The organism is Streptomyces sp. NPDC047072 (assembly GCF_040643855.1).
GTDB lineage: Bacteria > Actinomycetota > Actinomycetes > Streptomycetales > Streptomycetaceae > Streptomyces.
Window position 1 is genome coordinate 36,469 of sequence record NZ_JBEYVC010000031.1, and the last position, 24,950, is coordinate 61,418.

Here is a 24,950-nt window from a genome sequence, read left to right on the forward strand (position 1 = left end):
GAAAATCCCGGGCGCGGACGTCCGCCTCGCCGCGACACTGCCCCTATGACGACGACACCGGCCCATGAAGCAGATCTGCGCTTCTACCTTCAGGACGCCCGTAATGCCGTGCTCCTGAAGGTGGACGGGCTCAGTGAGTACGACGTGCGGCGGCCGTTGACGCCGACCGGGACGAATCTGCTGGGGCTGGTGAAGCATCTTGCCGGGGCCGAGGCGATGTACTTCGGGGAGACCTTCGGGAGGCCGTTCTCCGGTGCGCCGTTGCTGTGGGTCACCGGGGCGGCGGAGGAGGCGAACTCCGATCTGTGGGCGAGGGCCGACGAGTCGCGTGAGGGGATCGTCGACACCTATCGGCGGGCGTGCGCGCACGCGGACGAGACCATCGCGAGCCTGCCGCTCGACGCCGTGGGGCGGATTCCCTTCGAGCCGTACAGCGAGATTCCGCTGCACCGTCTGATCGTTCACATGATCGGTGAGACGCATCGTCATGCCGGGCACGCCGATATCGTCCGCGAACTCATTGACGGCGCGGTGGGGTTGCGGGGATCGGGTGACAACCTGCCCTCGGAGGACGGCAGTTGGTGGGCCAGGCATCGGGAGCGGGTGGAGCGTGCGGCACGTGAGGCTTCGGCCGACGGTCACACGTTCTCCTCGAACGGGTGAAACGACCGGTACACAGAGTGGAGCCGTGCCGGGAATCACGCCAGGTCGCGGGCGAGTCGGGCGTCAACTCTGCACATCCCATCCTTCGTTTGGATCAACACCCTGAATTCACCGCTTCTCCACATACTGCTTGAATCCTCGCGAATGATCATCGAGGTGGGGAGCAAGGTGGAAAAACGGTCCTCCCTGGGCGGGGCGACGGTGTTGATCGTCGGTGCCGGGCCCGCCGGGCTGGTGCTCGGCAACCTGCTGCTGGCGGCCGGCGTCGGCTGTCTGATCGTGGAGCGGAGCAGCCGCGCGCACGTCGAACGGCGGGCGCGGGCCGGCTTCCTCGCGGAGCACACGGTCCGCGTCCTCGCCGACAACGGCCTGGCCGACGGGCTGGCGGCTCGCGGACGGCGGCACGACACCTGCGTCTTCCGCACCGGGCGGGGCGAGTTCGCCCTCCGGTACGGCGGCCTCGGCCGGGGTGAGGCCCACACCGTCTACCCGCAGCAGGAACTGGTGACCGACCTGATCGCCGAGTTCCTGCGGCGCGGCGGCGACCTGCGGTTCGAGACCGCGGTGCGCGAGATCGGCGGGCTGGACGGCGAACGGCCCTGGCTCGTGGCGCAGAGCGTGGGCGGGGCGGACGGGGCGAGCAGGGCGGAAGGGGCGGGCGGGGCGGGCGGGGCGGACATCGCGAACGCCACGGACGGCACCGGCAGCGGCAGCGCCACCAGCAGCGGCACCGGCACCAGCACCAGCACCAGCACCAGCACCAGCACCGACGCCAGTCTCAGCCCCAACCCCCCGTACCGCCTCACCGCCCGCTACATCGCCGGCTGCGACGGTCGCCACGGCGTCTGCCGTCGCCACGTCCCCGCAGGCACCGTCCGCACGCACCGGCGCCGGCACGGCGTCTCCTGGCTCGCGCTGCTCGTCGAGACACCCCCCTCGCTGCCCGCGGTCACCTACGCGGTGCACGACCGGGGCTTCGCCGGGCACATGGCCCGTACGCCCTCCGTCACCCGCTACTACCTCCAGTGCGCGCCGGGAACCGACCCCGGCACATGGAGCGACGACGCCCTCTGGGACGAACTCGACCTGCGCATGCGGGCGGAACGATTCGGCCCGCTGCGTCGTGGGCCCGTCCTGGAGCGCACGGTGGTCGACCTGGAGTCCGACGTGCTCGATCCGATGCAGTACGGGCCGCTGTTCCTGGCAGGCGACGCGGCGGGCCTGATCAGCCCCTCGGCGGCCAAGGGCGCCAACCTCGCGGTGATGGCGGCCGAGACCCTGGCCCGCGCGTTCACCGCCGCGCTCCACGACGGCGACGAGGAGCCGCTGGCCCGCTACTCGGCCACCTGCCTGCCGAGGATCTGGCGGGCCCAGGAGTTCTCCCACTGGATGATCGGCCTGCTGCACGCGCCCGCCGGGGACGACGACGAGGCCCGCTTCCTGCGCGCCCTGCGCGACTCCCGCCTGGAGAGCCTGCGCACGTCACCGGCCCAGCAGCACTCCTTCGCCGACAGTTACGTCGGCATCTAGGACCGGCCCGGCCGCCCTTCCCGTCCACCGGCGACCGGGCCCACGGCCACCGCTGACCCACGGCGGTACGTCCGCCTCCGGGTACGCCCAGCCCCCCGTACGCCCGTCGTGCCGTACGCCCAACACGCCGTACCCCCATGACCACCGCACCCCCACCGCATCCCACCACCGAAGGACACCCATGCCCATCGCGTCCGCGCCGGAGCGCTGTCTGTCGCCTGCGGATCTCGACCGGATCGAGGCGGCGGCCGAATTCGTCCGCAGGAACGACACTGCGAGCGCCCTCGACGCCCTGCTGCCCGCCCTGACCGCCGAGGAGCGGCACGACCTCGGCGGGCTCGTGCGGCTGGCGCACACCGCGCTGCTCGTCTTCCCGCGCACCCTCGCGGGGCTGGGCGACGAGCTGGCCGGGCGGGGGCTGCGCACGGGTGGGATGACGCCGAGCGTGGTCGTCCGCGGCCGACTCGCCCAGCGGTACGGGCGGCCCGCCGGTGACCTGCCCGTCGGGATCCTGCGGGCGGCCGTGCCGGGCGCGCCGGACGGGCGCGGGGAGATCGAGGTGTTCGCGCTGGAGGTGCCGCCCGGCTCGGACCTCGCGTCGGTCGCGGCGGACGAGCGGACGGCGGGGTACGAGGCGCACACCGCGTTCGAGGTCCTCGCCCCCACGCCGGTGGTCCTGCACGGTCTGACGGCCCTGCTGGTCGACCGGGCCGGGGCCCGAGCCGACGGCGGCGGCAGCAACCCGCACGAGAACTCCACCGTGTTCTACTTCCGCGCCGGGGACCACCGCATCGAGCTGTACGTCCCTGGCCGACACCCCGAACTCCTCGCCGCCCACCTGCGCCGCTCGGCGGACCAGGACCATCAGGGACTGGCGGTCGGTGACCGGCCCCGCGACCGTCTGCTGCACCTGATGACCGGCGCCTGGACCACCCAGGCGATCGCCACGGCCGCCGCGCTCGGGCTCGCCGACCACCTCGACGCCCACCCCGGCGCCGGTCTCGCCCGCCTCGCCGAGCTGACCGGCTGCCACGCGGACAGCCTGGGCCGGCTGCTGCGGTATCTCGCCGGGCTCGGGCTGGTCGCGGTGGACACCGACGGGTCGTACCACCTCGCCGAGCTGGGGAGGCCGCTGCGGACCGGTGCCGACGCCTCCTTCCGGCCGCTCGCGCTGCTCTACGGCGGCCCGTTCTACCGTTCCTTCGGGAGGCTGCCGCAGGCGGTGCGGACCGGGGAGGAGGCGTTCGCGACGGTCTTCGGGGAGCATCACTTCCCGTACTTCGCCCGCCATCCCGAACTGGCCGACCTCTTCGACCGGGCCATGGCCGCGAGCGCACCGATGTTCGCCCCGGTCGCCGGGCTGGTGGATCTCTCCGCCCACCGGGTGGTGGTCGACGTCGCCGGCGGCAACGGCGAACTCCTCGGCCGTCTGCTGCGCGCGGCGCCGCACCTCAGCGGGGTGCTGCTGGAGCGGCCGCACGCGGTGGAGGCGGCGGAGAAGGCGTTCGCCGAGGCCGGGCTGACCGACCGCTGCCGGTTCGTGGCGGGCGACTTCACGGCGGCGGTCCCCGCGGGCGGCGACCTGTACGTCCTCTCCCGCGTCCTGCACGACTGGGACGACGAGCGCTGCCTCACGATCCTGCGCCGGTGCGCCGAGGCGATGGCCCCCGGCGCGGAGCTGCTGGTCGTCGAACGGCTCCTGCCGGAGGACGGCCGCCTCACCCTCGCGGTGGCGTGGGACGTGCACATGCTGTGCAACGTGGGCGGCCGGGAGCGTACGGAGGCGCACTACCGGCGGCTGCTGGCGGAGGCGGGCTTCGAGTTCGCCGCGTGCCATGAGCTGCCGTTGCAGGGGGCGCTGTTGCGGTTCCGGCGACAGTGAGGGGGCGAACCTGAGGGCAGCAGCCCCCAGGACCGTCAGACCCGCGGCAGCCCCAGTACCGTCACTCCCGCGGCGCCCCCGTCGACCCCCGAACCATCAGCTCCCCCCGAACCGTCGCGATCCCCCCGGGCGGCGGCTCCTCCCGCCCCATCGCGATCCGCCCGGCCCGGGCCCCGGCCTCCGCCAACGGCAGCCGCACCGTCGTCAGCGCCGGCACCGCGTCGATACTGAACGGAAGATCATCGAACCCCGCGACCGACACGTCCTCCGGAATCCGCATCCCGGCCTCCCGCAGCGCCGCGCACGCCCCGAGCGCGACGGAGTCGTTCGCGGCGACCACGGCGGTGAGGGACGGATCCCGGCGCAGCAGCTCCAGCGTGGCCTCGTAGCCGGACCGCCGGTCGTAGCGGCCGTGGACGGTCCAGCGGGGGTCCTCCGTGATCCCGTGCGCCTCCAGGGCCGCGCGGTGGCCCTCCAGCCGGTGCCGGGTCGTCGTGCGCTCCTCGGGGCCCGCGATGTACCCGAGCCGCCGGTGGCCGAGCCCGATGAGGTGCTCGGTGAGTTCCTTGCCGCCGCCGCGGTTGTCGAAGGTCAGTGCGATCGCCCCGGTCTCCGGGGCGGGCGGGCGGCCGCACAGCACGATCCTCGTGCCCGCGTCGGCCAGCTTGCGCAGCTTCGCTGCCATCGCCGCCTTGTGCGGGGCGTCCTCGACCGCGCCGCCGGTGAGCACGACGGCCGCCGCGCGCTGCCGCTGGAGCAGGGTGAGGTACGTCAGCTCGCGCTCCGGAGACCCGCCTGTGTTGCAGACCACACCGAGCCGCTCGCCGCCCGCACGCCCGCCGGGGCCGCCGATCTCGGACTGGATCGCGCCGGCCATGATCCCGAAGAAGGGGTCGGCGATGTCGTTGACGAGGATGCCGACCAGGTCGGAGGTGGCGGCGGCCAGCGCGCTGGCGGGGCCGTTCAGTACGTAGTCCAGCTCGTCGACGGCGCGCAGTACCCGTTCCTTGGTGGACGCGGCCACGGGGTAGTTGCCGTTCAGCACGCGCGACACCGTCGCGGGGGAGACCTGGGCGCGGGCCGCCACGTCCGCCAGGGTCACCGTCATCTCGTCGTCCTCCGGTCGCGCGCCGCAGCGCATCTCAGTCGTACTCCGTCGTACACGCGGGCACCTACCGCCCGGTTCCGAGCCGACCTTAAGGCCATGACCCCCACTTGTTCGCCCCCTCGAACAACTCACCCCCGCCGCGGTCTTGTCCAGACCGCTGCTGAGAGGCTAGCTTCTTCTTGGATAGAAAGCGCTTGCTGTAACGCTCATCAGTGGAGCGTGCGCGGCGCGCACAACCGCGTACGACTCCTACGAAGGGAATGACGTGACACGCAAGACGGTGCGTATCGCCATGAACGGTGTGACGGGGCGCATGGGCTACCGCCAGCACCTGGTCCGTTCCATCCTCGCCATCCGTGAGCAGGGCGGACTGGACCTCGGCGACGGCACGGTGCTGTGGCCCGAGCCGATCCTCGTCGGCCGCCGCGAGCACGCCCTCAAGGCGCTCGCCGAGCAGCACGGCCTGCGGCTCGACAACATCGCGACCGACGTGGACGCGGTGCTCGCCGACCCGACCGTCGACATCTACTTCGACGCCCAGGTCACCTCCGCGCGCGAGGAGGCCATCAAGAAGGCGATCGCGGCCGGCAAGCACATCTACACGGAGAAGCCCACCGCCACCGGCCTCGACGGCGCCCTGGAGCTGGCCCGCCTGGCGAACGCGGCCGGCATCAAGCACGGGGTCGTCCAGGACAAGCTCTTCCTCCCCGGCCTGCTCAAGCTGAAGCGCCTCATCGACGGTGGCTTCTTCGGCCGGATCCTCTCGATCCGCGGCGAGTTCGGCTACTGGGTCTTCGAGGGCGACTGGCAGCAGGCCCAGCGCCCGTCGTGGAACTACCGCGCCGAGGACGGCGGCGGCATCGTCGTCGACATGTTCCCGCACTGGGAGTACGTCCTGCACGAGCTGTTCGGCCGCGTGAAGTCCGTCCAGGCCCTCACCGCCACCCACATCCCGCAGCGCTGGGACGAGAACGACAAGCCCTACGACGCCACCGCCGACGACGCCGCCTACGGCATCTTCGAGCTGGAGGGCGGCGCGATCGCCCAGATCAACTCCTCCTGGGCGGTGCGCGTCAACCGCGACGAGCTCGTCGAGTTCCAGGTCGACGGGACGGAAGGCTCCGCAGTCGCCGGTCTGCGCAACTGCCGTGTCCAGCACCGGAGCGCCACGCCCAAGCCGGTCTGGAACCCGGACATCCCGGCCACCGAGGTCTTCCGCGACCAGTGGCAGGAGGTCCCGGACAACGCGGACTTCGACAACGGCTTCAAGGCGCAGTGGGAGCTGTTCCTCAAGCACGTCTACGCCGACGCCCCCTACCAGTGGGACCTCCTCGCCGGCGCCCGCGGTGTCCAGCTCGCCGAGCTGGGTCTGAAGTCCTCGGCGGAGGGCCGCCGTCTCGACGTACCGGAGATCGCGCTGTGACCATCCAACTGCCTTCCGGCGACGGGACGTTGCGGGCGTACGAGCCCCGCACCGAGCCCCTCGCCGTCACGACCGGCTCGCCCTTCACCTCGCGTACGGTCTTCTCGGCGGCGCACGTCGTGGCCGACCCGTTCGCGGACGTGTCGCCGGACTCGCCGGCCGCCGTCGACTGGGACGCCACCCTCGCCTTCCGCCGCCATCTGTGGTCGCACGGGCTCGGGGTCGCCGAGGCGATGGACACCGCGCAGCGCGGGATGGGCCTGGACTGGGCGGGTGCGGCCGAGCTGATCCGCCGAAGTGCCGCCGAGGCCAAGGCGGTTGGCGGTCTCATCGCGTGCGGTGTGGGCACCGACCAGATCGCTTCGGGCTCTCTCGCCGAGGTCCGGGCGGCCTACGAGGAGCAGCTCGCCCTCGTCGAGGCGTCCGGCGCGCAGGCCATCCTGATGGCGTCCCGGGCGCTGGCGGCGGCCGCCAAGGGCCCCGAGGACTACCTGGAGGTCTACGGCCACCTGCTGCGCCAGTCCGCCGAGCCGGTGATCCTGCACTGGCTGGGCCCGATGTTCGACCCGGCGCTTGAGGGTTACTGGGGCTCGTCGGACCTCGACGCGGCCACGGATGTGTTCTTGCAGGTCATCGCCGCGCACCCGGACAAGGTCGACGGCATCAAGGTCTCGCTCCTGGAGGCCCGGCGCGAGATCGACATCCGCCGCCGGCTCCCCGACAGGGTCCGCTGCTACACCGGCGACGACTTCAACTACCCCGAGCTGATCGCGGGCGACGAGAAGGGCTTCAGCCACGCGCTGCTCGGCATCTTCGACCCGCTGGGTCCGCTGGCGGCGGAGGCGGTCCGCGTCCTCGACACGGGAAACGTTGTCGGGTTCCGTGAACTCCTCGATCCCACGGTCGAGTTGTCCCGCCATCTGTTCCAGAAGCCGACGCGCTTCTACAAGACGGGAGTTGTCTTCCTCGCGTGGCTCGCGGGCCACCAGAGCCACTTCACGATGGTCGGCGGCCTCCAGTCGGCCCGCTCCCTGCCGCACTTCGCCCGCGCCTACCAACTCGCCGACGGCCTGGGCCTGTTCCCGGACCCGAAGCTCGCGGAGGAGCGGATGAAGACCCTGCTGTCCCTGTACGGGGTGAACCAGTGACCGAACTCGCGCGTTTCTCCATCAACCAGATGACGGTCAAGCAACTGTCGCTGCCGGAACTGGTGTCCGCCTGCCGTGAGTTGGGCGTCTCCGGTGTGGGCCTGTGGCGGGAGCCCGTCCAGGCGTACGGCGTCGAGGAGACGGCCAAGCTGGTCCGCGACGCGGGCCTGACCGTGACGACCCTGTGCCGCGGCGGCTTCTTCACCGCGATCGACCCGGACGAGCGGGCGGCGGCCCTCGCCGACAACCGCCGGGCGATCGACGAGGCGGCGACGCTCGGCACCGACACCCTGGTGCTGGTCTCGGGCGGCCTCCCGGCCGGCTCGAAGGACCTGCGCGGGGCGCGGGAGCGGATCGCGGACGCGCTGACGGTGCTCGGCCCGTACGCCGAGGAGCACGGCGTACGGCTGGCCATCGAGCCGCTGCACCCCATGTACGCCTCGGACCGCTGCGTGGTCTCCACCCTCGCCCAGGCCCTGGACATCGCGGAGCGCTTCCCGGCCCGGCAGGTCGGCGTCACGGTGGACACGTACCACATCTGGTGGGACGACAACGCGCCCGCGCAGATCGCCCGCGCGGGCGCCGGCGGCCGTATCCACACCTTCCAGCTCGCCGACTGGACGACCCCCCTCCCGGAGGGCGTCCTCAACGGCCGCGGCCAGGTCGGCGACGGCGCGATCGACATGCGCGAGTGGCAGGGGTACGTCGAGGCGGCGGGGTACACCGGCGCGATCGAGGTGGAGCTGTTCAACGACGCGCTGTGGGCGCGGGACGGGCGCGAGGTGCTCGCCGAGACCGCCGAACGGTTCGTGGCCCACACCCTGTGAAGGTGTATTCACACAGCTCGCTCTAATAACCGGAGATCAGCACCCGTACGTTTATCGGGCTCCCTGTGATTTCACTGTCCATTCAGGTTTTTCGAGGGCAGTGGGAACCGCATCTGTCCTGGTCATGTCTGTACGATCAGGTCCGCCGCAGGGCCGGAGGGGAATTCCAGAATTCCCCTCCGGCTACCAGCGGAAAAGAAAAGGTAAGGAAACAAGGAGTTCTCTGTGAACATGCGAATTGCAGCCGTCTCCGTGGTGTCCGCCGCTCTCGTCGCGACCGGTGCCGGTGCCGCCGTCGCCGCCCCGCAGGCAGCCCCGGCCCCCAAGGCGACCATCACCCTCAAGGCGAGCGCCCCCGCCGTCAAGCTCGGCGACCCCGTCACCTTCAGTGGCAAGGTCGCCGGCCTCAAGGAGGGCAGCAAGGTCGTCATCCAGGTGAAGGAAGGCGCGAAGTGGGTCACGCTGCCGGCCACCGCCAAGGTGAACAAGGGCGCCTACAAGGTCGCCGAGAAGCTGGAGAAGAAGGGCGTCGAGATCCTGCGCGCCAAGGACGGCAGCACTGTGTCCAAGGCGGTCTCCGTCACCGTCGGCTGACGCTGACCCGCGCCTGCTGACAGCCGGATGAGACAGCCCCACCCCGTTGGAGCCGGGGTGGGGCCGTCGTCGTGAATCCTATGGATTCCGTGGGAGCGATGCCCCCGGCCCCGGCTGAGATTGTTCTTAATTACCGCTGGAGGCACACGAGTCGAAGCCTCGGTCACGGGTTCCGGTAGACCGAGGTGAACGTGCGGTCGAGGCGGCGGGCGGTCAGGTCCGTGCGCTGGATGGACCAGTGGACCGTGGCGCCCTCCAGGCCGTCGATCCAAGGGGTCCATTCGGCGAGCAGGACCCAGTCCGCGGGGTCCGCCGACACCGGTTCGTCGCCGCCCCAGCGGCCGGCCGCCGCCTCCTGTGCCGCGCGCCATGCCACCGTCGCGACGGGATCGGTGTCGATGGCCTCCTGGTCGGCGTACCCGCCGAGCTGGAGGTGTCCCTGGGAGGTGATGTCCTCGTAGGTGTCGGCCCACACCTCGGCCAGTTCCTCGGAGCGCGGATGCCCGGGGAGCGGGACCCAGCGGGGCTCCTCGGGTATCGCCACCCAGTAGTGGTACGGCAGGGAGACGTCGGCCGTCGCCCTGAGCTGCTCCTGCGGGAACTGTGCGAAGACCTCCTGGTACTCCTCGTCCTCCTCGAACCAGGGCCAGCCCTCCTTGTCCCGCTCCTCCACGGGCGTTCCCACCGGGACGTACACCGCGCTGCCCGCGCTCTCCCGGTGGCCGTAGTCCTCGGGGTAGGCGAACAGCAGCAGGTGGCCGTCGGGCGGGAGGGGCAGGTCCGTCGTACCGGCGGGCAGCGCCGCGAAGTCGATGGTCGCGACGTAGGGGTGGAAGGGGTGCGGGGTCCCCACGGGCAGCAGCAGCGGCCCGCCGAACCGGCCCACGACCGGCCCGTCCCCCTTCTCCCCCAGGGTCGCGCACGGCCGGGCGAGGTCCATCCACCGCTCCACGTCCTCGGCGGGGATCCCTCGCGCGATCGCCTCGTCCTTGAACGGGCCCAGTCCGGCCCGCAGTTCAGAAGTCATGGGGGCCACCGTAGAGCCGGCCACCGACACCGCGGCCGCCCGTTGTCAGTGCCGCCCCCTATCGTCCCGGCATGACCTTTTCACTGCCCCGCGAACTGCGGCTGCCCTCCGGACGCTTCGAGCGACGGGGCCCCACGGAGATCTGGCTCGCCGACGAACTGCCGGACGACATCGAGGAGTTGTGGGTGGAGCTGCTTCGGCGGGCGCCCGACACAGGGTTGTATCCCCACCTCTGCTGGCCCGGGGATCACGGGGCACCCGAGGGGGCGGAGGCCGCAGACGCCGTAGACCTGGAGAAGGTGCTCGCTGTCGACTTCACGGCGTACCGGGAGGCTCGGCTGCCGTACTGGTCCGATCCGTCCACCGCCGAGTTGCCGGACGACACTCCGGAGGGGGTCGCGCCCTGGCCGCACGATCCGGGGCCGCCGTTCGACAGCTGGCCGGGGTTCGCGCCCGCGGGGCCCTCCGGGGCGGACCCCGCGGAGGCGGCCGCCCGTGCCGTCGCCGAGCTGCTGTGCACCGATCCGTTCGCGAGTTCCTTCGTGCTCGCCCTCGTGCCCGCCCGGTGTTCCGCCGACGTGCCCGCGCTGGTCGGCTGGGACCACGGGGCGCCGATGCCGTTGCTGACCGCCCTGTTGCGTAGCTGGGAGGAGCGGTTCGGGGCGCGGGTCATCGCCGCGTACGGCGGGGAGGTGCAGGTGTCCGTCGCACGGCCGCCGCTCGACCCGGGGGACGCGGAGCGGCTGGCGCTGGAGCATGTGCTGTCCACCGCGGACAACATCGTCGACGACCCGCCGACGCCGTTCCCGGAGTACGCGCGCGAACTCGTGGGGCGGACCGAGTGGCGCTTCTGGTGGGACTGAGGCGGGCATTCCGGGCGCGCGCCCGGGCATGCCGGGCCACCATGGGGTTCAGGTGCGGGGCCCCGGGAGGGGTGCGGCGCGCGGGCACAGGGGCTGCGGCGCAGGGCCACGGGGATCGGCGCAGGGATCGGCGCAGGGCCCCAGGGGTTCCGGCGCACGCCTCAGCGCAGGCGCTCCCGGGTCTCCGGCCGCCACCCGAAGCCCCCGGGGATCCCGCCCCCGCCCCCGCCCCCGCCCCACCGATGAGTTCCGCCCGCCACCCCGGTCTGAACCGCCGTAACCGACAACGAACTGGAGTGAGTCCCATGCGCATCGTGGTCAGCGAGTTCATCAGTCTCGACGGTGTCGTGCAGGCGCCCGGCGGGCCCGAGGAGGACACCGACGGCGGGTTCGCGCACGGCGGTTGGTCGCATCCGTACTTCGACGCGGAGGTGCTGGGCCCCGCGTTCACCGAGGGGATGGAGCGGGCCGAGGCGCTGCTGTACGGGCGGCGGACCTATCTGACGATGGCGGGGGCCTGGCCCGAGCGCGCCGGGGACCCGTTCGCCGACCGGCTCAACTCCCTCAAGAAGTACGTCGTGACGGACACCCTCAAGGACGACGAGCTCACCTGGAACAACACCGAGCGCATCCCCGGCGGTGAGGCGGTCGCGCGGATCCGTGAGCTGCGGGACCGGGAGGGCGGGGAGCTGGCGATGATGGGCAGCCCCACCCTCGTGCGCACCCTCCTCGCCGAGGGCCTGGTCGACGAGCTGCAGCTGATCGTCATGCCGGTGCTGCTCGGCGGCGGCAAGTCGATCTTCCCGGCGGACGGCGGCAAGCGGCCGTTCGAGCTGGTCTCCACGACGGCCGGGAAGACCGGGGTGCAGCTGTGCGTCTACCGCCCGGCGGCCGGGTGACCCTGGTGACCCCCTCATGGAGGGGCTAGCCGGGACGGGCTCGTACGGCATACGCTCGTCCCGGCAGAACCTCTGACTGAGTCAACGATCCAGGGGGTGGGTCACCATGACCGTCCAGGACATCCGCGCCTTCAACCGCTTCTACACGAACGTCATCGGCGCGCTCGACTACAGCCGCCAGCTGTACGCCCCCTACACCCTCACCGAGTCCCGGGTGATCTACGAGCTCGCGCACTCGCCGCGCACCGACGCGGCCGATCTGCGCACCGAACTCTCGCTGGACGCCGGGTACTTGAGCCGCATCCTGAACAAGTTCGAACAGGACGGGCTGATCGAGCGGACCGCCTCCGAGCACGATCCGCGCCGGGTGCGGGTCACGCTCACCGCCCGTGGCCGGCAGACCGCCGCGCTGCTCGCCGAGCGCGCCGACGAATCCGTGGGCGCGCTCCTCGCGACCGTCCCGCCCGCCGAGCGGCCCCGGCTGTCGGAGGCGATGCACACCGTCCGCACCCTGCTCTCCGACGGGCGCCCGCCCCGCCGCGAGGATGTCCTCCTGCGCGAGCCGGGACCCGGCGACCTCGGCTGGATCGTGGCCCGCAACGCCGCCCTGTACGCGGCCGAGTACGGCTTCAACGCCGACTACGAGGGCCTGGTCGCGAGGATCGTCGCCGACTTCGCCGAGGACCACGACCCGCACCTGGAGCGGGTGTGGATCGCCGAGCTGGACGGCCGTCCGGTGGGGTGCGTGATGTGCGTACGGGACGACGCGCCCGCCACCGCCCGGCTGCGGCTGCTGCTCGTCGAGCCGGACGCGCGCGGGCTCGGCATCGGCGACCGGCTGGTCCGCTCGGTGATCGACTTCGCGCGCGGGGTCGGCTACCGCGACCTCGTCCTGTGGACCAACGACGTCCTGGCCGCCGCCCGCCATGTCTACCAGCGGCACGGCTTCGTACTGGTCGCCGAGAAGCCCCACCGCTCCTTCGGCGTTGACCTGAACGGCCAGGACTGGCGCCTGGACCTGACCGCGGACCCCGGCGAGTGACAGTCGGCACGGGGTGCGTGAGAGTAGGACCATGAAACTGGCGTTCTCCACCCTCGGCGTACCCGGACTCCCCCTCACCGACGTGCTGCGGCTCGCGACCGCGCACGGCTATCACGGCGTAGAGCTGCGCGCGCATCCCGAGGAGCCGGTGCATCCCGGCATCGGGCTCGCCGAACGGGCCGACGCGGTCGCCGAGTTCAAGGCCGCGGGCGTGGAGGTGCTCGGGCTCGCCGGGTACGCGCGGGTGGCCGCGCCGGGCGCCGACGAGCCCGTCGTGGAGGAGATCCACCGGCTGCTCGACCTGGCCCGGGACCTCGGAGCCGGTTTCGTCCGCGTCTTCCCGGGCGCCGCCTCCGACCAGAGCCGCGAGGAGGCCGACGCCACGGCCGCGCGGAGGCTCGGTACGGCCGCGGAGTACGCCGGCGACCTCGACGTACGCATCCTTCTCGAAACCCATGACTCGCACCGCACGGGCGCCGACGCGATCCGGATCCTCGGACCCGTCGGTCACCGCCAGGTCGGTTCGCTGTGGGACGTCATGCACACCTGGCTGGGCGGCGAGCAGCCCACCGACACCTACGCGGCGCTCGCCCCGCACCTCGGATATGTGCAGGTCAAGGACATCGCCTCGGCCGAGGACACCACCCCGGTCGGGCTCGGCTCAGGGGTGCTGCCGCTCGCCGAGTGCGTGGAGGTGCTCTCCCGGCACGGCTGGGACGGCTGGCTGTGCTGGGAGTACGAGAAGCGCTGGTACGAGGGGGCGGCGCCGCTGGAGGAACTGCTGGGCGCCGGGCGCGAGCATCTGGCGAGGTTGCTCAACGAGTCCGCCTGATTAATTCGGTGGCCCCGCCGGGGACGGCCCGCTACCGTCCCCGGGTGCATCAGCCCACCCCGCTCCCCCTCCCGCTCTCATGAGCCTGTCCCGTACGTTGCTCGATGTACGGCCCCTGCGCACCTCCCCCGTCTTCCGGCGGCTGGTGTTCGGGCGCACGGTGTCGACGCTCGGCTCGTTCATGACCATGGTCACCGTCATGTACCAGGTGTGGGACATGACCCACAGCGCGTTCTGGAGCGGTGCGGTCGGGGTCGCGCAGGCGGTGCCGATGGTGGGCGTCAGCCTCTTCGCGGGCGCCTGGGCGGACCGCGTGGACCGGCGCCGGCTCTACCTCACGGGCACGGTCGGCTCGGCGTGCTGCTCGCTGCTGCTGACCGTGCAGGGCTTCGCGGGGCACGCGCCGGTGGCCGTCGTCCTGCTGCTGGTCGCCGTACAGACGTCGTTCGCCGCGCTCGGCGCGCCCGCGGCGGGCGTGTTCGTGCCGCGGCTGCTGCCGAAGGACCAGGTGCCCGCCGGTCTCGCCCTCCAGCAGGTCACCGCCCAGGCGATGATGCTGGTCGGCCCGGCGGTCGCCGGTGTCGTGCTCGGCTGGTGGGGCATCGGCGTCTGCTACCTCCTGGACACGCTGAGCTTCGCGATGTCCTTCTACGGTGCCTACGGCCTGCCCGCGCTGCCGCCAGAGGGCGGGAAGTCCCGGCCGGGGGTGCACGGCGTGCTGGACGGACTGCGGTTCCTGGTCGGTCACCGCACGGTGCGCGGCGCGCTGCTCACCGACCTGGCCGCGACCGTCCTGTCCATGCCGGCCAGCCTCTTCCCGCTGGTCAACGAGGAGCGGTTCGGCGGCGATCCGCGCACGCTCGGCCTGTTCCTGTCCGCGCTCGCGGTGGGCGGGGTCACCGCGACGGCCTTCTCCGGGCCGGTCACCCGGCTCGCCCGCCCCGGCCCGGTGATGCTCTGCTGCTCGGCCGGCTGGGGCGCGGCCCTGCTCCTGTTCGGCCTGACGACGAGCGCCTGGCTCGGCCTCGGCCTGCTGGCGCTCGCGGGTGCGGCGGACGCGCTGGCCGTGCTCTCCCGGGCGACCATCGTGCAGACCCACACGCCCGACGCCCTGCTGGGCCGGGTCACGGCCGCCGAGACGATCGTCGGCCAGGCGGGACCCCACCTGGGCAACCTCCGCGCCGGCCTGGTCGCGGGCTGGAGTTCGGGGGCTACGGCGCTGATCGTGGGCGGGGCGATGTGCGTGGCGGCGGTGGGGTACGTGGGGGCGAGCACTCCGGAGCTGCGGGCGGCGGTCGCCTCCGGCGGGGACGGCGCCGACGTCGGGGAGGGCGCCGACTTCGGGGACGAGCCCCCGGGCGCGGGCCCGCACGTCGAGGACGGGCAGCTGGGCGCGGGCCCGCGCATCGAGGACCGGCGCCCGGAAGCGGGCATCCCCCTCACGGACCCGGCTCCCGGCACCCCCGTCACCGACGAGGCGTGAGCCTCACCTCCGGGTCCAGGCACCAGTCCAGAACGGCGGGCCAGGGCCCGTAGCCCGCGTCGAGATCGAGGTGGGCGGCGCCGGGGAGGGTGTCCGTGGGGATGCCCAGGGGGTCGCCGAAGAGACGGGCGGCTCCTTCCGGGCAGTACGGGTCGTCGTCGCCGGCGACCAGGCGGGTGGGGTTGGGCAGGGTGAAGTCGAGGGCGGGGGCGGCGAATTCGGCGACCTCGGGCAGTTCCGCGAGCACCGAGGCGGAGGGCGGGGCGACGAGGAGGACGCGGTCGACGGCACCGCTCTTCACCAGCCCGCGCGAGACGGCGTGCAGCCACAGCAGCGCGGAGGCGCTGTGCGCGAGGACGACCCGGTCCTCTTCGGCGGGCAACTCGGCGAGGTGGCGGGTGAGTTCGGCGAGCCAGGTGTCGAGGTCGGGGTCGTCGGGGTCGGGCAGCTGGGGGTAACTCACGTGCTGTCCGCGCTCGTTGAGCCGGTCGGCGAGCCAGTGCTGCCAGTGGTCGTGGGGCCGGTGGTTCTGGTAGCCGTGGAGGATGAGGTAGGCGGTCATGGAAACAATTGTTTCCGTCGCCGACCGACAGATCCAGTTAATCTTTCCTGGTGGAACAGATAAGCACGCCCTTCACGGTCGATCTGCGCCGGCTGGCCGTCCTGCGGGAACTCCAGCGCCGGGGCAGTCTGGCGCGCACCGCCGAGGCGCTCCATCTCACGCCCTCGGCGGTCTCCCAGCAGATCGCCGCGCTGGCCCGGGAGGCGGGCATACCGCTGACGGAGAAGGACGGGCGGGGCGTACGGCTGACCGGGCAGGCCCGGGTGCTGCTGGCGCACGCCGATCTGATCGCGGCCCAACTGGAGCGGGCGCGGGCCGACTTGGCGGCGTACGGCGAGGGCGGCGGCCGGGGCGCGGTGACGATCGGGTGTCTGTCGAGCGGGATCCTCGGCCTGCTGCCGGACGTGCTGACGGCTCTGTCCGAGCGGCTGCCCCGGGTCCGCGTCGACGTCGTCGAGTCGGCGCCGCCGGACCTGTTCACCGCGCTCGACGGCGGCCAGGTGGACGTGGCGGTCGCGGTGGACTTCGCGTCGGCACCGCCGCGCACCGACCCCCGCTACAGCCGCACCGAGCTGCTGACCGACGTCATGGACATCGCCGTCCCGGCCGGTCACCGGCTCGCCGGACGCGGCCGGATCGCGCTGCGGGAACTGGCGTACGAGTCCTGGATCGTGGGGGACCCACGCAGTTGCGTCGGCGCGGTGGCCCGCTCGGTGTGCGCGGCGGCCGGGTTCACCCCGGACATCCGGCACGCGGTCGACGACTGGGCGGCGGTGGCCGCGCTGGTGGAGGCGGGGCAGGGCGTCGCCCTGCTCCCCCGGCTGGTCCGCCCGGTGTACGCCGGCCGCCGGCTGGCCCTGCTCACCACCGAGGGCGAGCCGCCGTCCCGGCACGTCTTCGCGGCCGTGCGGAAGGGGGCCGAGAAGGACGCGGTGCTGGCGACGGTGCTGGAGGAGCTGCGCGCCTGCTCACATCCGTAGGCGCACGGTGAAGACCGTCTCCGTGTCCGGGGTGCTGGTCACCGCGACCGTGCCGCCGTGGGCCTCGGTGAGCTGGCGGACGATCGCCAGGCCCAGGCCGCTGCCGCCGGTCTGGCGGCTGCGGGACCTGTCGGCGCGCCAGAAGCGGTCGAAGACGCGGGGCAGGTCGTCGGCGGCGATCCCGGTGCCGGTGTCGGCGACCTCGATCACGATCTCGTCGCCGGCCGTGCGGCAGCGCAGCGTGACGGTGCCGCCCGGGGGTGTGTGGCGGATCGCGTTGGACAGCAGGTTGCCGACGGTCTGGCGCAGGCGCGCGGGGTCGGCGAGGAGGGTCGGGGTGTCCTCGATACGGGTGACGAGGGTGACGCCGGCGGTGTCGGCCCGGCCGCGGTGGGCCGCCGCCACATGGCCGAGGAGTTCGCGCAGGTCGAGGGGTTCCGGGTGCAGGCGGAACCGGCCCGCGTCGGCCTGGGCCAGGTGCTGGAGGTCGTCGACGATGTGCTGGAGCAGCAGGGCCTCCTCCAGCAGGGAGGCGACGAACGCCTCGTCGGAGACGGCCAGTCCGTCCTGGGCGGCCTCCAGCCAGCCGCGGATCGTGCTGAGCGGGGTGCGCAGTTCGTGGGCGACATCGCTGACCATCGCCTTGCGCTGGACCTCCACGCGCTCGCGGCGCTCCGCCAGGTCGTTGAAGGCGGCGGCCAGATGGCCGATCTCGTCGTTGCTGGTCACCGGTACCCGCAGCTGCTGCTGGGCCGGGCGGCGGGCCGCGTCGGTGAGCGCCCGCAGCGGTCTGACCAGCCGGGTGCCGACGGTGACGGTGACGGCCACGGTCAGGACCAGGACGAGCGCGGCGACGCCCGCGATCCGGCCCTTGTTGGCCGAGGAGAGGTGGAAGCCCGGCTCTGCCGCTCCCGCCGGGGTCGCGACGAACAGCAGCGCGGGAGGGGCGACGTAGGGGGCGAGCTGCTCGCGGCGGGCGGTGTCGACGCACCGCTGCACGGGCTCGTCGACGCTCCTGGTGGGGACGAATCCGAGGCCGATCTCGACGGGGTCCAGCCGCTGGCGTCTCACGCAGCCGCCGACCAGGGTGTTGAGCCGGCCGAGCGCCCGCTTCTCGGTCTTGGTGGGAGCGTCGAGTTGGTACACGCCGCACACCTCGCCGACCTTCCGCTGGACGCTGCTGTCGCCGGTCATGACGAGGGAGGGCCTGCCGCTCGCCCCGTCGACGACTCCGGCGGCGAATCCGGCGCCGCGCAGACAGGTCTGCAACTTCCGTGCGACCTGGCGCAGTTGCCCCCGTTCGGTGGCCGACAGCCGGTACGGGCCGACCGCGCGCGGGTCGATGCCGTCGGCCTGGACGCCGGGCAGCAGCGCCGGGTCGGCCCGCAGCGGGTCGACGAGCGCCGAGGCCCGGGCGGGGAGCGCCTGGGACACCGTGCCGGACGCGGCGACGGACCGGCGGTCCTGGGTGGTCAGCGTGATGTGCCGGCCGGTCCGTTCGGCCAGCCGCTTCAGGGTGGGCGCCACCGCGGACCAGTCGGTGTGGTCGGCCGCGTAGCCGATGAGCGTGTCGTAGATCTGGGCGTCGTCGGCGAGGACCTGGCCCTGCTCCTGCTGGATGGCGCTGGTGGCGGTACGCGCGGCGAGCCAGGCGGTGGCGGCGACCGAGCAGACGGCGATGGTGATCGACGCGGCCAGCAGCCGGACCAGCAGGCTGCGGCGCAGGGGCAGCCTGCCGTGCAGGCGCGCCCGCTTCTCAGTGGCCACGGCTGCCGTCGGTGAGGCGGTAGCCGACGCCGAACACCGTCTGGAGATAGGCCGGCCGGCGCGGGACGCGCTCGATCTTCTTGCGGAGGTTCAGGACGTGCACGTCGATGGTGCGCTCGGTGATGTAGCGGTCGTCCCCGCGCGTGCTCGCCAGCAACTGGCGCCGGGTGAAGACCCGTTCGGGCTCGGCCGCCATGGCCGCGAGGACGTCGAACTCACCCGGTGTGCAGGCCACTTGCCGACCCTCGATCTCGACCGTACGGCGCACCGGGTCGACGGCGAGGGCGCCGACCCGCAGCACGGGGTCCTCCTGAGCCGCGCCGGACGCCCGAGTCCGCCGTAGCAGGGTACGGATGCGGGCCATCAGCTCGCGGGGGCTGTAGGGCTTGGTGAGGTAGTCGTCCGCGCCGAGGTCCAGGCCGAGCAGCAGGTCCTCCTCGGTGCTGCGGGCGGTCAGCATCAGCACCGGCAGGTCGCTCTCGCGGCGCAGGACGCGGCACACGTCCAGACCGTCGACGACCGGCATCATCACGTCGAGGACCAGCAGGTCGGGCCGGTGGCGGCGCACCTCTTCCAGCGCGGCGCGCCCGTCGTGGACGAGCAGGGCGGTGTGGCCCTCGCTCTCCAGGTAACGGCGGATCACCTCGGCCTGTTTGGGGTCGTCCTCGGCCACGAGGACACGGGCGTTCATGGGGTCAGCGTAGGCACGCGGCGATCAGGTCAGACGGGTTTCTGACCGCGTCCTGACAGGATCGTCATAACTTCGGGCCATGGTCTGCGGCATGTTGAACCTCTTCCATCGAACCGCGGTCGCCACCGCCGTCGGCACGGCAGGCCTGCTCCTTCTGACCGCCTGCGGAGGCGTCGGCGGGAACGACGACGCGGGCAAGGGCAGCGACGGCGAGGTCGCCTCGCTCACCACACCGGCGGCGGACGGCGGTTCGGCGAGCGCGAGCGCCGATCCCGACGCGGGCCGTCCGCAGATCCGGCTGGACAGCACCAACGAGGAAGTCGACCGGATGTACCAGGCCTGGGAGGCCTGTCTGAAGGAGCACGGGGCGCAGGAGAAGTACAAGCGCAAGCCCAACGACCCCTCGGTGCTGGCCTGCAAGGGGAAGGAGCCGCTCAACCCGCCGGAGCTGGACCCGTCGAAGAACCCGGACTACAGCGACGACGTACGCGAGATGGTCAAGTGCATGAAGGGGCACGGCATCAAGGCCCTGGTCTACCAAGGCAATTGGGCCCTGGAGACCGGGGACGAGATGAACCGCCCCCACTACGACGAGTACGAACTCCAGTGCCAGGTGAAGGCGTTCGGTGGAGACAAGTAGACGGTTGGTCATCGGGGTGGTGGCGTCGGCGGTCGTCGTGGCGAGCGCCTTCACCGTGACCGCCTGGCAGAACGACGGCGGGAAGGCGGACACCGCGAAGGGCGACGCCGTCCGGACCGCGACCGCCGTCGTGACCCGCGGCGACCTCTCCAACGCCCAGACGCTGGACGGGACCCTCGGCTACGGCCGGGCGACCACGGTGAAGGGCGGCAAGTCCGGCCTGATCACCTGGCTGCCCGCGACGGGGACCACGGTGAAGCGCGGCGAGCCGCTGTACCGGGTGGACAACGTGCCGGTGCCGGTCTTCTACGGCGGCACACCGCTGTACCGGACGCTGTCGGCCAGGAACACGACCGGCCCCGACGTGCGTACCGTCGCCGACAACCTCAGGGAACTCGGGTACGACATCGGCGTGCAGCCGGCGGTGGGGACGTGGGTGACTCCGCAGGCGGGCACGAGCGGGTCGGGGGCGTCGGACACGGCCTCGGGCACTTCAGGTACGGGTTCCGGTACGGCTTCGGGCGCGCCCGTGTCGAGTGCCCCGCCCTCCGCACCCGTCACCTCCGCCACCCCCGTCCAGGTCAAGCGCGGTGACGGTGTGCTGACCGCGAGTCTCGTCGCCGCCGTCAAGCGGTGGCAGACCGCGGCCGGGATGCCGTCCACCGGCTCGCTGGGGGTCGGCGATCTCACGGTGCTTCCCGGGGCCGTACGGGTCGAAGGGGTCCAGGCGCAGCTCGCCGACCCGGCTGACGGAGCCCTGATGACGGTCACGTCCACCACCAAGTCGGTGACCGTGCCGGTGGATCCGGACGCGGCGGGCTCGATGCGGCGCGGCGACACGGTGACGGTGAGCCTGCCCGACGACTCCACGGCCAAGGGCACCATCGCCTCCATCGGTGCGGCCGTCCGCGTCAGCGACGCGTCGAGCGGGGACGACACCTCCGGGCAGCCCCGGTTGACGGTCGCCGTCTCCCTGCGCGACACCGGGGCGGTGCGCGGGCTCAACTCCGCGCCCGTGCGGGTGAGTTTCACGTCGGAGACCCGCAAGAACGTGCTCACCGTGCCGGTCGGCGCCCTGATGGCGCTGCGCGAGGGCGGTTACGCGGTGCAGTTGCCGGGCGGCCGGCTGGTGGCGGTGAGGACCGGGATGTTCTCCAAGGGCCTGGTGGAGATCAGCGGCACGGGCATCGACGCCGGGACCAAGGTGGTGACGACCTCGTGAGCGCGCCCCCGGTTCTCGCGGTGCGCGGCGCGAGCATGGTGTACCCCGGCGGGGTCACGGCGCTCGACGACGTCTCGCTCGTCGTCGAGCGGGGCGAACTGCTCGGTATCGTCGGCCCGTCGGGGTCCGGCAAGTCGACCCTGCTGAACATCATGGGCACGCTGGACCGGCCGACGAGCGGCACCGTGGAGATCGGCGGCCAGGACGTCGCGCACCTCTCCGACCGCCGGCTCTCGGCGCTGCGGGGCCGCCAACTCGGCTTCGTGTTCCAGCAGTTCCACCTCACCGACGGGCTGACCGCCGCCGAGAACGTCGCGACCGGCCTGCTGTACGCCGGTGTCCCGCGCGGCAGGCGCCGCGCGCTGGCCCTGGAAGCGCTGGACCGGGTGGGGCTCGCCCGCCGGGCCCGGCATCTGCCGCAGCAACTCTCCGGTGGTGAGCGCCAGCGGGTGGCGATCGCCCGCGCGCTCGTCAACCGGCCGGTCCTGGTGCTCGCGGACGAGCCCACGGGCGCGCTGGACACCGCCAACGGCGTGGCCGTACTGGATCTGCTGACCACGCTGAACCACGAGGGGACCACCATCGCGGTCATCACCCACGACCGGGACATCGCGGCCCAGTTGCCCCGGCGGGTGGAGATCCGCGACGGCCGACTGCGCTCCGACACCCGCACCGACGCATACGCCGGCCCGCCCGCCCGTACGGAAAGTTGGTCATGACCACCACCTCCACCAGGTCGGCCGCCCGGGGCGCCGCCAGGCCGGTGCGGCTGGCGCCGCTGGACATCCTCGGCCTCGGGATGCTGGGCGTGCGGACCCGCAAGATGCGCGCCGCCCTGTCCGCGCTCGGCATCTCGATCGGCATCGCCACCCTGATCGTCGTCACCGGGATCCCGGCGTCCAGCCAGAAGGCGCTGATGAGGGAGCTGTCCGCGCTGGGCACCAACATGCTCCAGGCGGTGCCCGCCCACCAGGACCCGCCGGTGCTGCTGCCCCCGGAGTCGGTGGACATGACCCGCCGGATCGGGCCGGTCACGGCGGCCAGCGCGGTCGCCAACACCCATGCCGAGGTGCTGCGCAACGACCGTCAGGGCGAGGCCGACTACACGGGGCTGACCGTTCTGGCGAGCAGGACCGACCTGCTGCGGACGATCAACGCCGAGGTGGGATCGGGCCGGTTCCTCGGCGCGAACACGGAGCGGTTCCCGACGGCCGTGCTCGGTTCGGTCGCCGCCTCCCGGCTCGGCGTCCCGAGGATCACGCCCGGGCAGAGCACCCCGCAGATCTACATCGACCAGCAGTGGTTCACGGTCATCGGGGTCCTGGAGAAGACCCCGCTGTCGCCGGACATCGACCGCTCGGTGCTGGTCGGGTGGGACGCGGCGCGCACGCTGCTGAAGTTCGACGGCCATCCGACCGTGATCTACCTCAAGGCGAAGGAGTCGCGGATCGAGGCGGTACGGGACGTGCTGCCCCGGACCATCAACCCCGAACTGCCCGGTGTGGTGCAGGTCAGCCGCCCGTCCGACGCGCTGGCGGCGAAGCGGGCCACGGAGTCCACGTTCTCCGCGCTGTTCCTGGGGCTCGCCGGAGTCGCTTTGCTGGTCGGCGGTATCGGAGTGGCCAACACCATGGTCATCTCCGTCCTCGAACGCCGCCGGGAGATCGGCCTGCGGCGCGCGCTGGGCGCCAACCGGGGCCAGATACGCGCCCAGTTCCTCACCGAGTCGGTCGTCCTGTCGGCGCTCGGCGGACTGGCCGGAACGGTCCTGGGCACCCTCGCGACGATCGCCTACGCCACCCACCAGCACTGGCCACCGGTAATCCCCCTAACCTCGGTGACCGCCGGCTTCGGCGGCGCGATCCTGATCGGCATGCTGGCCGGCGTCTACCCGTCCATCCGCGCGGCCCGGCTGACACCTACGGAGGCGCTGGCGACGGCGTGATCGTCCAGTGGTTGCTGCGCAGGACGCGGTCGGCGAACGGCATGTCGATCTCGCCAACGTGCCGGAAGCCGAGGGAACAGCAGATGCCGTTGGAGGGCCCGTTGCCGACGGCCGGAAAGGCATGGATCTCCCCCCAACGGCCCTCGTCCCACGCCAGTTCGAGCAGCGCGCGGACGGCACGCTTGCCGAGTCCCCGGCCCTGGAACTCCGGCAGCACCATCCATCCGATCTCGGAAACACCCTCATGCGCCCAGACGGTGACGTGTCCGGCCACCTCGCCGTCGGGGCCGGCCCCTACGACGATCATCTTGCTCAACGCGGTACCGGCGGCCGCCTCCTCGGCGTCTCGCCGCACCTTGTCGGCCATCCCCTCGCGGGGCAACGGCCCCCCGAGCCCACCCATCATCACGGGATCACACCGCATCCGCACATACGCGTCCACGTCCCCCACCACGACATCCCGCAACAGCACGCCGGTCCTCCGCACTTCACCCTCGACGGTTCACGAACCCCGCCACCCGCTCCTCCAACCGCCTTCGGCACTCCGGCCATTCCTCCGCCGTCACGGAGAAGATCGCCGAGTCGCGCAGGCGGTCGTTCTCGCCCGGGGCCCAGGAGCGGGACCAGTTGCGCAGGATGCCCTCGAAGTGGGCGCCGGTGGTCTGGATCGCGGCGCGGGAGCGGGTGTTGCGGGCGTCCGTCTTGAGGTCGACGCGGGAGACGTGCCAGGTCTCGAAGGCGTGGCGGAAGAGGAGGAGTTTGGACTCGGCGTTGATGCCCGTGCCCTGGGCCGAGGCCCCGAGCCAGGTGAAGCCGACCTCGACCGCGTCGAGCCGCTCCTCCGAGCGCCGGCACCGCGGTTCCCAGTACGCCGTCGCGCCCACCGCCCGCCCCGTCGCCACCGACACCTGCGCGTACGGCGCGAGCCGTCCCGTCGCCGCCCGGGCGAGCTGCGCGTCGACGTATCCGCCGACCTCGTCGGCCCTCGGCACCCAGGTGTACGCGTACGTCTCCCGCCGCTCCTCCGCCGCCACCGCCAGATCCGCCGCGTGCCGGTGCCCCAGCGGCTCCAGACGCACCAGCGCCCCCTCCAGCAACGGCCCCCGCAGCACGTAACCCACGCGGCGTCCCCCTTCGACTTCGCACGCAACAGTCAGAACAGGTCCAGGAGTTCGGACAGCCCGGAGATCACACCGCTGCCCCGGAGAGCCGTCGGCTCTCGGGTCAACACCCGGCCCTCATAGCCGAGTTCGACCGCCGCCTCCACCAACTCCGGGTCGTCGTCCACGAACACGCACTCCTCTGGCGGTAACCCCAGCGCCTCGCTCGCGTGCCGGTACATCCGCGGGTCCGGTTTGACACAGCCCAGGACCGCCGAGATCGCGTACGCCTCGAAGTGGTCCGCGATCCCCAACTCGGCGTGCAGGGAAGGCAGTTCCGGCCACGCGTCGGAGACGACCGCCATCCGTACACCCCGGCGAGCCAGCTCCTCCAGGGTGCCGACGACGTCGGGGAAGAGTTCCACCACCGACGCGGCCGGCACCTCCAGGCGCAGGTCGGCGACGAGGCCCGGGGTCGACGGCACGGCCAGGTGGTTCAGCAACACCCGGTGGTACTCGTCCCGTTCGGGGGGCGCGGCCGAACCGGCGAAGTACTCCTCCCCCGCCGCGATCGCCCGCGCGAACCGCTCCGGGGTGACCGTGGGGTCGTACCGGAGGACCGTCTCCTCGAAGTCGGGCCGGGGGTTCCAGCGGCCCCCGACCGGCCGTATCAGCACACCGCCCGAGTCGAAGAGCACCGCCCGCAGTTCGCCGGTCATCCC

The 24,950-nt window shown here is 72.4% G+C and carries 25 protein-coding genes; 17 read left to right on the forward strand and 8 right to left on the reverse strand.

Annotated features, from left to right (window positions below; genetic code table 11):
- The first annotated feature begins 45 nt into the window (after positions 1–45).
- From ABZ896_RS16425 to ABZ896_RS16435, 3 genes are all read left to right on the forward strand, one after another.
- Positions 46–663, forward strand: a complete 618-nt coding sequence (locus ABZ896_RS16425; protein ID WP_360928365.1) for a DinB family protein — start codon at positions 46–48, stop codon at positions 661–663.
- Positions 664–807: 144 nt separating this feature from the next.
- Positions 808–2,193, forward strand: a complete 1,386-nt coding sequence (locus ABZ896_RS16430; RefSeq protein WP_360928368.1) for an FAD-dependent monooxygenase — start codon at positions 808–810, stop codon at positions 2,191–2,193.
- Positions 2,194–2,374: 181 nt separating this feature from the next.
- Positions 2,375–4,075: a methyltransferase gene (locus tag ABZ896_RS16435; RefSeq protein ID WP_360928371.1), complete on the forward strand. Its 1,701-nt coding sequence runs from the start codon at positions 2,375–2,377 to the stop codon at positions 4,073–4,075.
- Between the two features lie 61 nt (positions 4,076–4,136).
- On the opposite strand, the gene ABZ896_RS16440 is transcribed toward ABZ896_RS16435, so the two are convergent.
- Positions 4,137–5,183, reverse strand: coding sequence for a LacI family DNA-binding transcriptional regulator (locus ABZ896_RS16440; protein WP_360928374.1), 1,047 nt, complete (start codon positions 5,181–5,183; stop codon positions 4,137–4,139).
- A gap of 265 nt (positions 5,184–5,448) precedes the next feature.
- Between ABZ896_RS16440 and ABZ896_RS16445 the strand changes: the two genes are divergently transcribed.
- From ABZ896_RS16445 to ABZ896_RS16460, 4 genes are all read left to right on the forward strand, one after another.
- Entirely contained in the window at positions 5,449–6,606 is a 1,158-nt protein-coding gene (locus ABZ896_RS16445) for a Gfo/Idh/MocA family oxidoreductase (protein WP_360928377.1), read from the forward strand.
- On the forward strand, positions 6,603–7,754 hold the full coding sequence (locus tag ABZ896_RS16450; RefSeq protein WP_360928380.1) for a dihydrodipicolinate synthase family protein: 1,152 nt from the start codon (positions 6,603–6,605) through the stop codon (positions 7,752–7,754). Before ABZ896_RS16445 ends, ABZ896_RS16450 begins: the two co-directional genes overlap by 4 nt.
- A complete protein-coding gene (locus ABZ896_RS16455; protein WP_360928383.1) occupies positions 7,751–8,581 on the forward strand; it encodes a sugar phosphate isomerase/epimerase family protein in 831 nt (276 codons plus the stop codon). Before ABZ896_RS16450 ends, ABZ896_RS16455 begins: the two co-directional genes overlap by 4 nt.
- Before the next feature lie 231 nt (positions 8,582–8,812).
- The gene (locus tag ABZ896_RS16460) at positions 8,813–9,175 is read left to right on the forward strand and encodes a hypothetical protein (protein WP_360928386.1); all 363 of its coding nucleotides are present in this window, start codon (positions 8,813–8,815) and stop codon (positions 9,173–9,175) included.
- Positions 9,176–9,338: 163 nt separating this feature from the next.
- On the opposite strand, the gene ABZ896_RS16465 is transcribed toward ABZ896_RS16460, so the two are convergent.
- Complete coding sequence (locus ABZ896_RS16465) at positions 9,339–10,202, reverse strand: DUF1963 domain-containing protein (protein WP_360928388.1); 864 nt, start codon at positions 10,200–10,202, stop codon at positions 9,339–9,341.
- A 71-nt stretch (positions 10,203–10,273) separates the two neighbouring features.
- Here ABZ896_RS16465 and ABZ896_RS16470 point away from each other — a divergent pair, with 71 nt between their 5' ends.
- From ABZ896_RS16470 to ABZ896_RS16490, 5 genes are all read left to right on the forward strand, one after another.
- A complete protein-coding gene (locus ABZ896_RS16470; RefSeq protein WP_360928391.1) occupies positions 10,274–11,065 on the forward strand; it encodes a DUF4253 domain-containing protein in 792 nt (263 codons plus the stop codon).
- Between the two features lie 305 nt (positions 11,066–11,370).
- Positions 11,371–11,964 carry a dihydrofolate reductase family protein gene (locus ABZ896_RS16475; protein ID WP_360928394.1) on the forward strand — a complete coding sequence of 198 codons (594 nt, stop codon included), beginning with the start codon at positions 11,371–11,373 and terminating at the stop codon, positions 11,962–11,964.
- 106 nt (positions 11,965–12,070) lie between these two features.
- The gene (locus tag ABZ896_RS16480) at positions 12,071–13,006 is read left to right on the forward strand and encodes a bifunctional helix-turn-helix transcriptional regulator/GNAT family N-acetyltransferase (RefSeq protein WP_360928397.1); all 936 of its coding nucleotides are present in this window, start codon (positions 12,071–12,073) and stop codon (positions 13,004–13,006) included.
- 31 nt (positions 13,007–13,037) lie between these two features.
- The gene (locus ABZ896_RS16485) at positions 13,038–13,838 is read left to right on the forward strand and encodes a sugar phosphate isomerase/epimerase family protein (RefSeq protein WP_360928400.1); all 801 of its coding nucleotides are present in this window, start codon (positions 13,038–13,040) and stop codon (positions 13,836–13,838) included.
- A gap of 79 nt (positions 13,839–13,917) precedes the next feature.
- Positions 13,918–15,321: an MFS transporter gene (locus tag ABZ896_RS16490; protein WP_360928403.1), complete on the forward strand. Its 1,404-nt coding sequence runs from the start codon at positions 13,918–13,920 to the stop codon at positions 15,319–15,321.
- Here the strand turns inward: ABZ896_RS16490 and ABZ896_RS16495 are convergent.
- A complete protein-coding gene (locus tag ABZ896_RS16495) occupies positions 15,305–15,883 on the reverse strand; it encodes an alpha/beta hydrolase (RefSeq protein WP_360928406.1) in 579 nt (192 codons plus the stop codon). The two genes, ABZ896_RS16490 and ABZ896_RS16495, sit on opposite strands and share 17 nt — an antisense overlap.
- Positions 15,884–15,933: 50 nt before the next feature.
- Between ABZ896_RS16495 and ABZ896_RS16500 the strand changes: the two genes are divergently transcribed.
- Positions 15,934–16,863 (forward strand): LysR family transcriptional regulator, encoded by a 930-nt coding sequence (locus ABZ896_RS16500; RefSeq protein WP_360928409.1) that lies wholly within the window; start codon positions 15,934–15,936, stop codon positions 16,861–16,863.
- On the opposite strand, the gene ABZ896_RS16505 is transcribed toward ABZ896_RS16500, so the two are convergent.
- Positions 16,852–18,630, reverse strand: coding sequence for a HAMP domain-containing sensor histidine kinase (locus tag ABZ896_RS16505; protein ID WP_360928412.1), 1,779 nt, complete (start codon positions 18,628–18,630; stop codon positions 16,852–16,854). The genes ABZ896_RS16500 and ABZ896_RS16505 overlap by 12 nt on opposite strands.
- The gene (locus ABZ896_RS16510) at positions 18,620–19,321 is read right to left on the reverse strand and encodes a response regulator transcription factor (RefSeq protein WP_360928415.1); all 702 of its coding nucleotides are present in this window, start codon (positions 19,319–19,321) and stop codon (positions 18,620–18,622) included. The genes ABZ896_RS16505 and ABZ896_RS16510 overlap by 11 nt, the downstream gene beginning before the upstream one ends.
- Before the next feature lie 91 nt (positions 19,322–19,412).
- Here ABZ896_RS16510 and ABZ896_RS16515 point away from each other — a divergent pair, with 91 nt between their 5' ends.
- From ABZ896_RS16515 to ABZ896_RS16530, 4 genes are read left to right on the forward strand one after another with little or no spacing between them, the layout of a single operon-like run.
- Positions 19,413–19,961, forward strand: a complete 549-nt coding sequence (locus ABZ896_RS16515; RefSeq protein WP_360928417.1) for a hypothetical protein — start codon at positions 19,413–19,415, stop codon at positions 19,959–19,961.
- Positions 19,948–21,183, forward strand: coding sequence for a hypothetical protein (locus ABZ896_RS16520; RefSeq protein ID WP_360928420.1), 1,236 nt, complete (start codon positions 19,948–19,950; stop codon positions 21,181–21,183). Before ABZ896_RS16515 ends, ABZ896_RS16520 begins: the two co-directional genes overlap by 14 nt.
- Positions 21,184–21,218: 35 nt before the next feature.
- A complete protein-coding gene (locus ABZ896_RS16525; protein ID WP_360928479.1) occupies positions 21,219–21,902 on the forward strand; it encodes an ABC transporter ATP-binding protein in 684 nt (227 codons plus the stop codon).
- The gene (locus tag ABZ896_RS16530) at positions 21,899–23,128 is read left to right on the forward strand and encodes an ABC transporter permease (RefSeq protein ID WP_360928423.1); all 1,230 of its coding nucleotides are present in this window, start codon (positions 21,899–21,901) and stop codon (positions 23,126–23,128) included. Before ABZ896_RS16525 ends, ABZ896_RS16530 begins: the two co-directional genes overlap by 4 nt.
- On the opposite strand, the gene ABZ896_RS16535 is transcribed toward ABZ896_RS16530, so the two are convergent.
- From ABZ896_RS16535 to ABZ896_RS16545, 3 genes are read right to left on the reverse strand one after another with little or no spacing between them, the layout of a single operon-like run.
- Positions 23,103–23,600 (reverse strand): GNAT family N-acetyltransferase, encoded by a 498-nt coding sequence (locus ABZ896_RS16535; RefSeq protein ID WP_360928426.1) that lies wholly within the window; start codon positions 23,598–23,600, stop codon positions 23,103–23,105. The genes ABZ896_RS16530 and ABZ896_RS16535 overlap by 26 nt on opposite strands.
- Before the next feature lie 16 nt (positions 23,601–23,616).
- Complete coding sequence (locus ABZ896_RS16540) at positions 23,617–24,249, reverse strand: GNAT family protein (RefSeq protein WP_360928430.1); 633 nt, start codon at positions 24,247–24,249, stop codon at positions 23,617–23,619.
- 32 nt (positions 24,250–24,281) lie between these two features.
- Positions 24,282–24,947 carry an HAD-IA family hydrolase gene (locus ABZ896_RS16545; protein WP_360928433.1) on the reverse strand — a complete coding sequence of 222 codons (666 nt, stop codon included), beginning with the start codon at positions 24,945–24,947 and terminating at the stop codon, positions 24,282–24,284.
- Positions 24,948–24,950: the final 3 nt, after the last annotated feature.

Coding starts and splice junctions, on each gene's coding strand:
- ABZ896_RS16485 (WP_360928400.1), top strand. CDS start 13,038: ATGAAACTGGCGTTCTCCACCCTCGGCGTACCCGGACTCCCCCTCACC.
- ABZ896_RS16470 (WP_360928391.1), top strand. CDS start 10,274: ATGACCTTTTCACTGCCCCGCGAACTGCGGCTGCCCTCCGGACGCTTC.
- ABZ896_RS16495 (WP_360928406.1), bottom strand. CDS start 15,883: ATGACCGCCTACCTCATCCTCCACGGCTACCAGAACCACCGGCCCCAC.
- ABZ896_RS16530 (WP_360928423.1), top strand. CDS start 21,899: ATGACCACCACCTCCACCAGGTCGGCCGCCCGGGGCGCCGCCAGGCCG.
- ABZ896_RS16425 (WP_360928365.1), top strand. CDS start 46: ATGACGACGACACCGGCCCATGAAGCAGATCTGCGCTTCTACCTTCAG.
- ABZ896_RS16545 (WP_360928433.1), bottom strand. CDS start 24,947: ATGACCGGCGAACTGCGGGCGGTGCTCTTCGACTCGGGCGGTGTGCTG.
- ABZ896_RS16525 (WP_360928479.1), top strand. CDS start 21,219: ATGGTGTACCCCGGCGGGGTCACGGCGCTCGACGACGTCTCGCTCGTC.
- ABZ896_RS16490 (WP_360928403.1), top strand. CDS start 13,918: ATGAGCCTGTCCCGTACGTTGCTCGATGTACGGCCCCTGCGCACCTCC.
- ABZ896_RS16440 (WP_360928374.1), bottom strand. CDS start 5,183: ATGACGGTGACCCTGGCGGACGTGGCGGCCCGCGCCCAGGTCTCCCCC.
- ABZ896_RS16435 (WP_360928371.1), top strand. CDS start 2,375: ATGCCCATCGCGTCCGCGCCGGAGCGCTGTCTGTCGCCTGCGGATCTC.
- ABZ896_RS16515 (WP_360928417.1), top strand. CDS start 19,413: ATGTTGAACCTCTTCCATCGAACCGCGGTCGCCACCGCCGTCGGCACG.
- ABZ896_RS16510 (WP_360928415.1), bottom strand. CDS start 19,321: ATGAACGCCCGTGTCCTCGTGGCCGAGGACGACCCCAAACAGGCCGAG.
- ABZ896_RS16465 (WP_360928388.1), bottom strand. CDS start 10,202: ATGACTTCTGAACTGCGGGCCGGACTGGGCCCGTTCAAGGACGAGGCG.
- ABZ896_RS16475 (WP_360928394.1), top strand. CDS start 11,371: ATGCGCATCGTGGTCAGCGAGTTCATCAGTCTCGACGGTGTCGTGCAG.
- ABZ896_RS16480 (WP_360928397.1), top strand. CDS start 12,071: ATGACCGTCCAGGACATCCGCGCCTTCAACCGCTTCTACACGAACGTC.
- ABZ896_RS16430 (WP_360928368.1), top strand. CDS start 808: ATGATCATCGAGGTGGGGAGCAAGGTGGAAAAACGGTCCTCCCTGGGC.
- ABZ896_RS16460 (WP_360928386.1), top strand. CDS start 8,813: ATGCGAATTGCAGCCGTCTCCGTGGTGTCCGCCGCTCTCGTCGCGACC.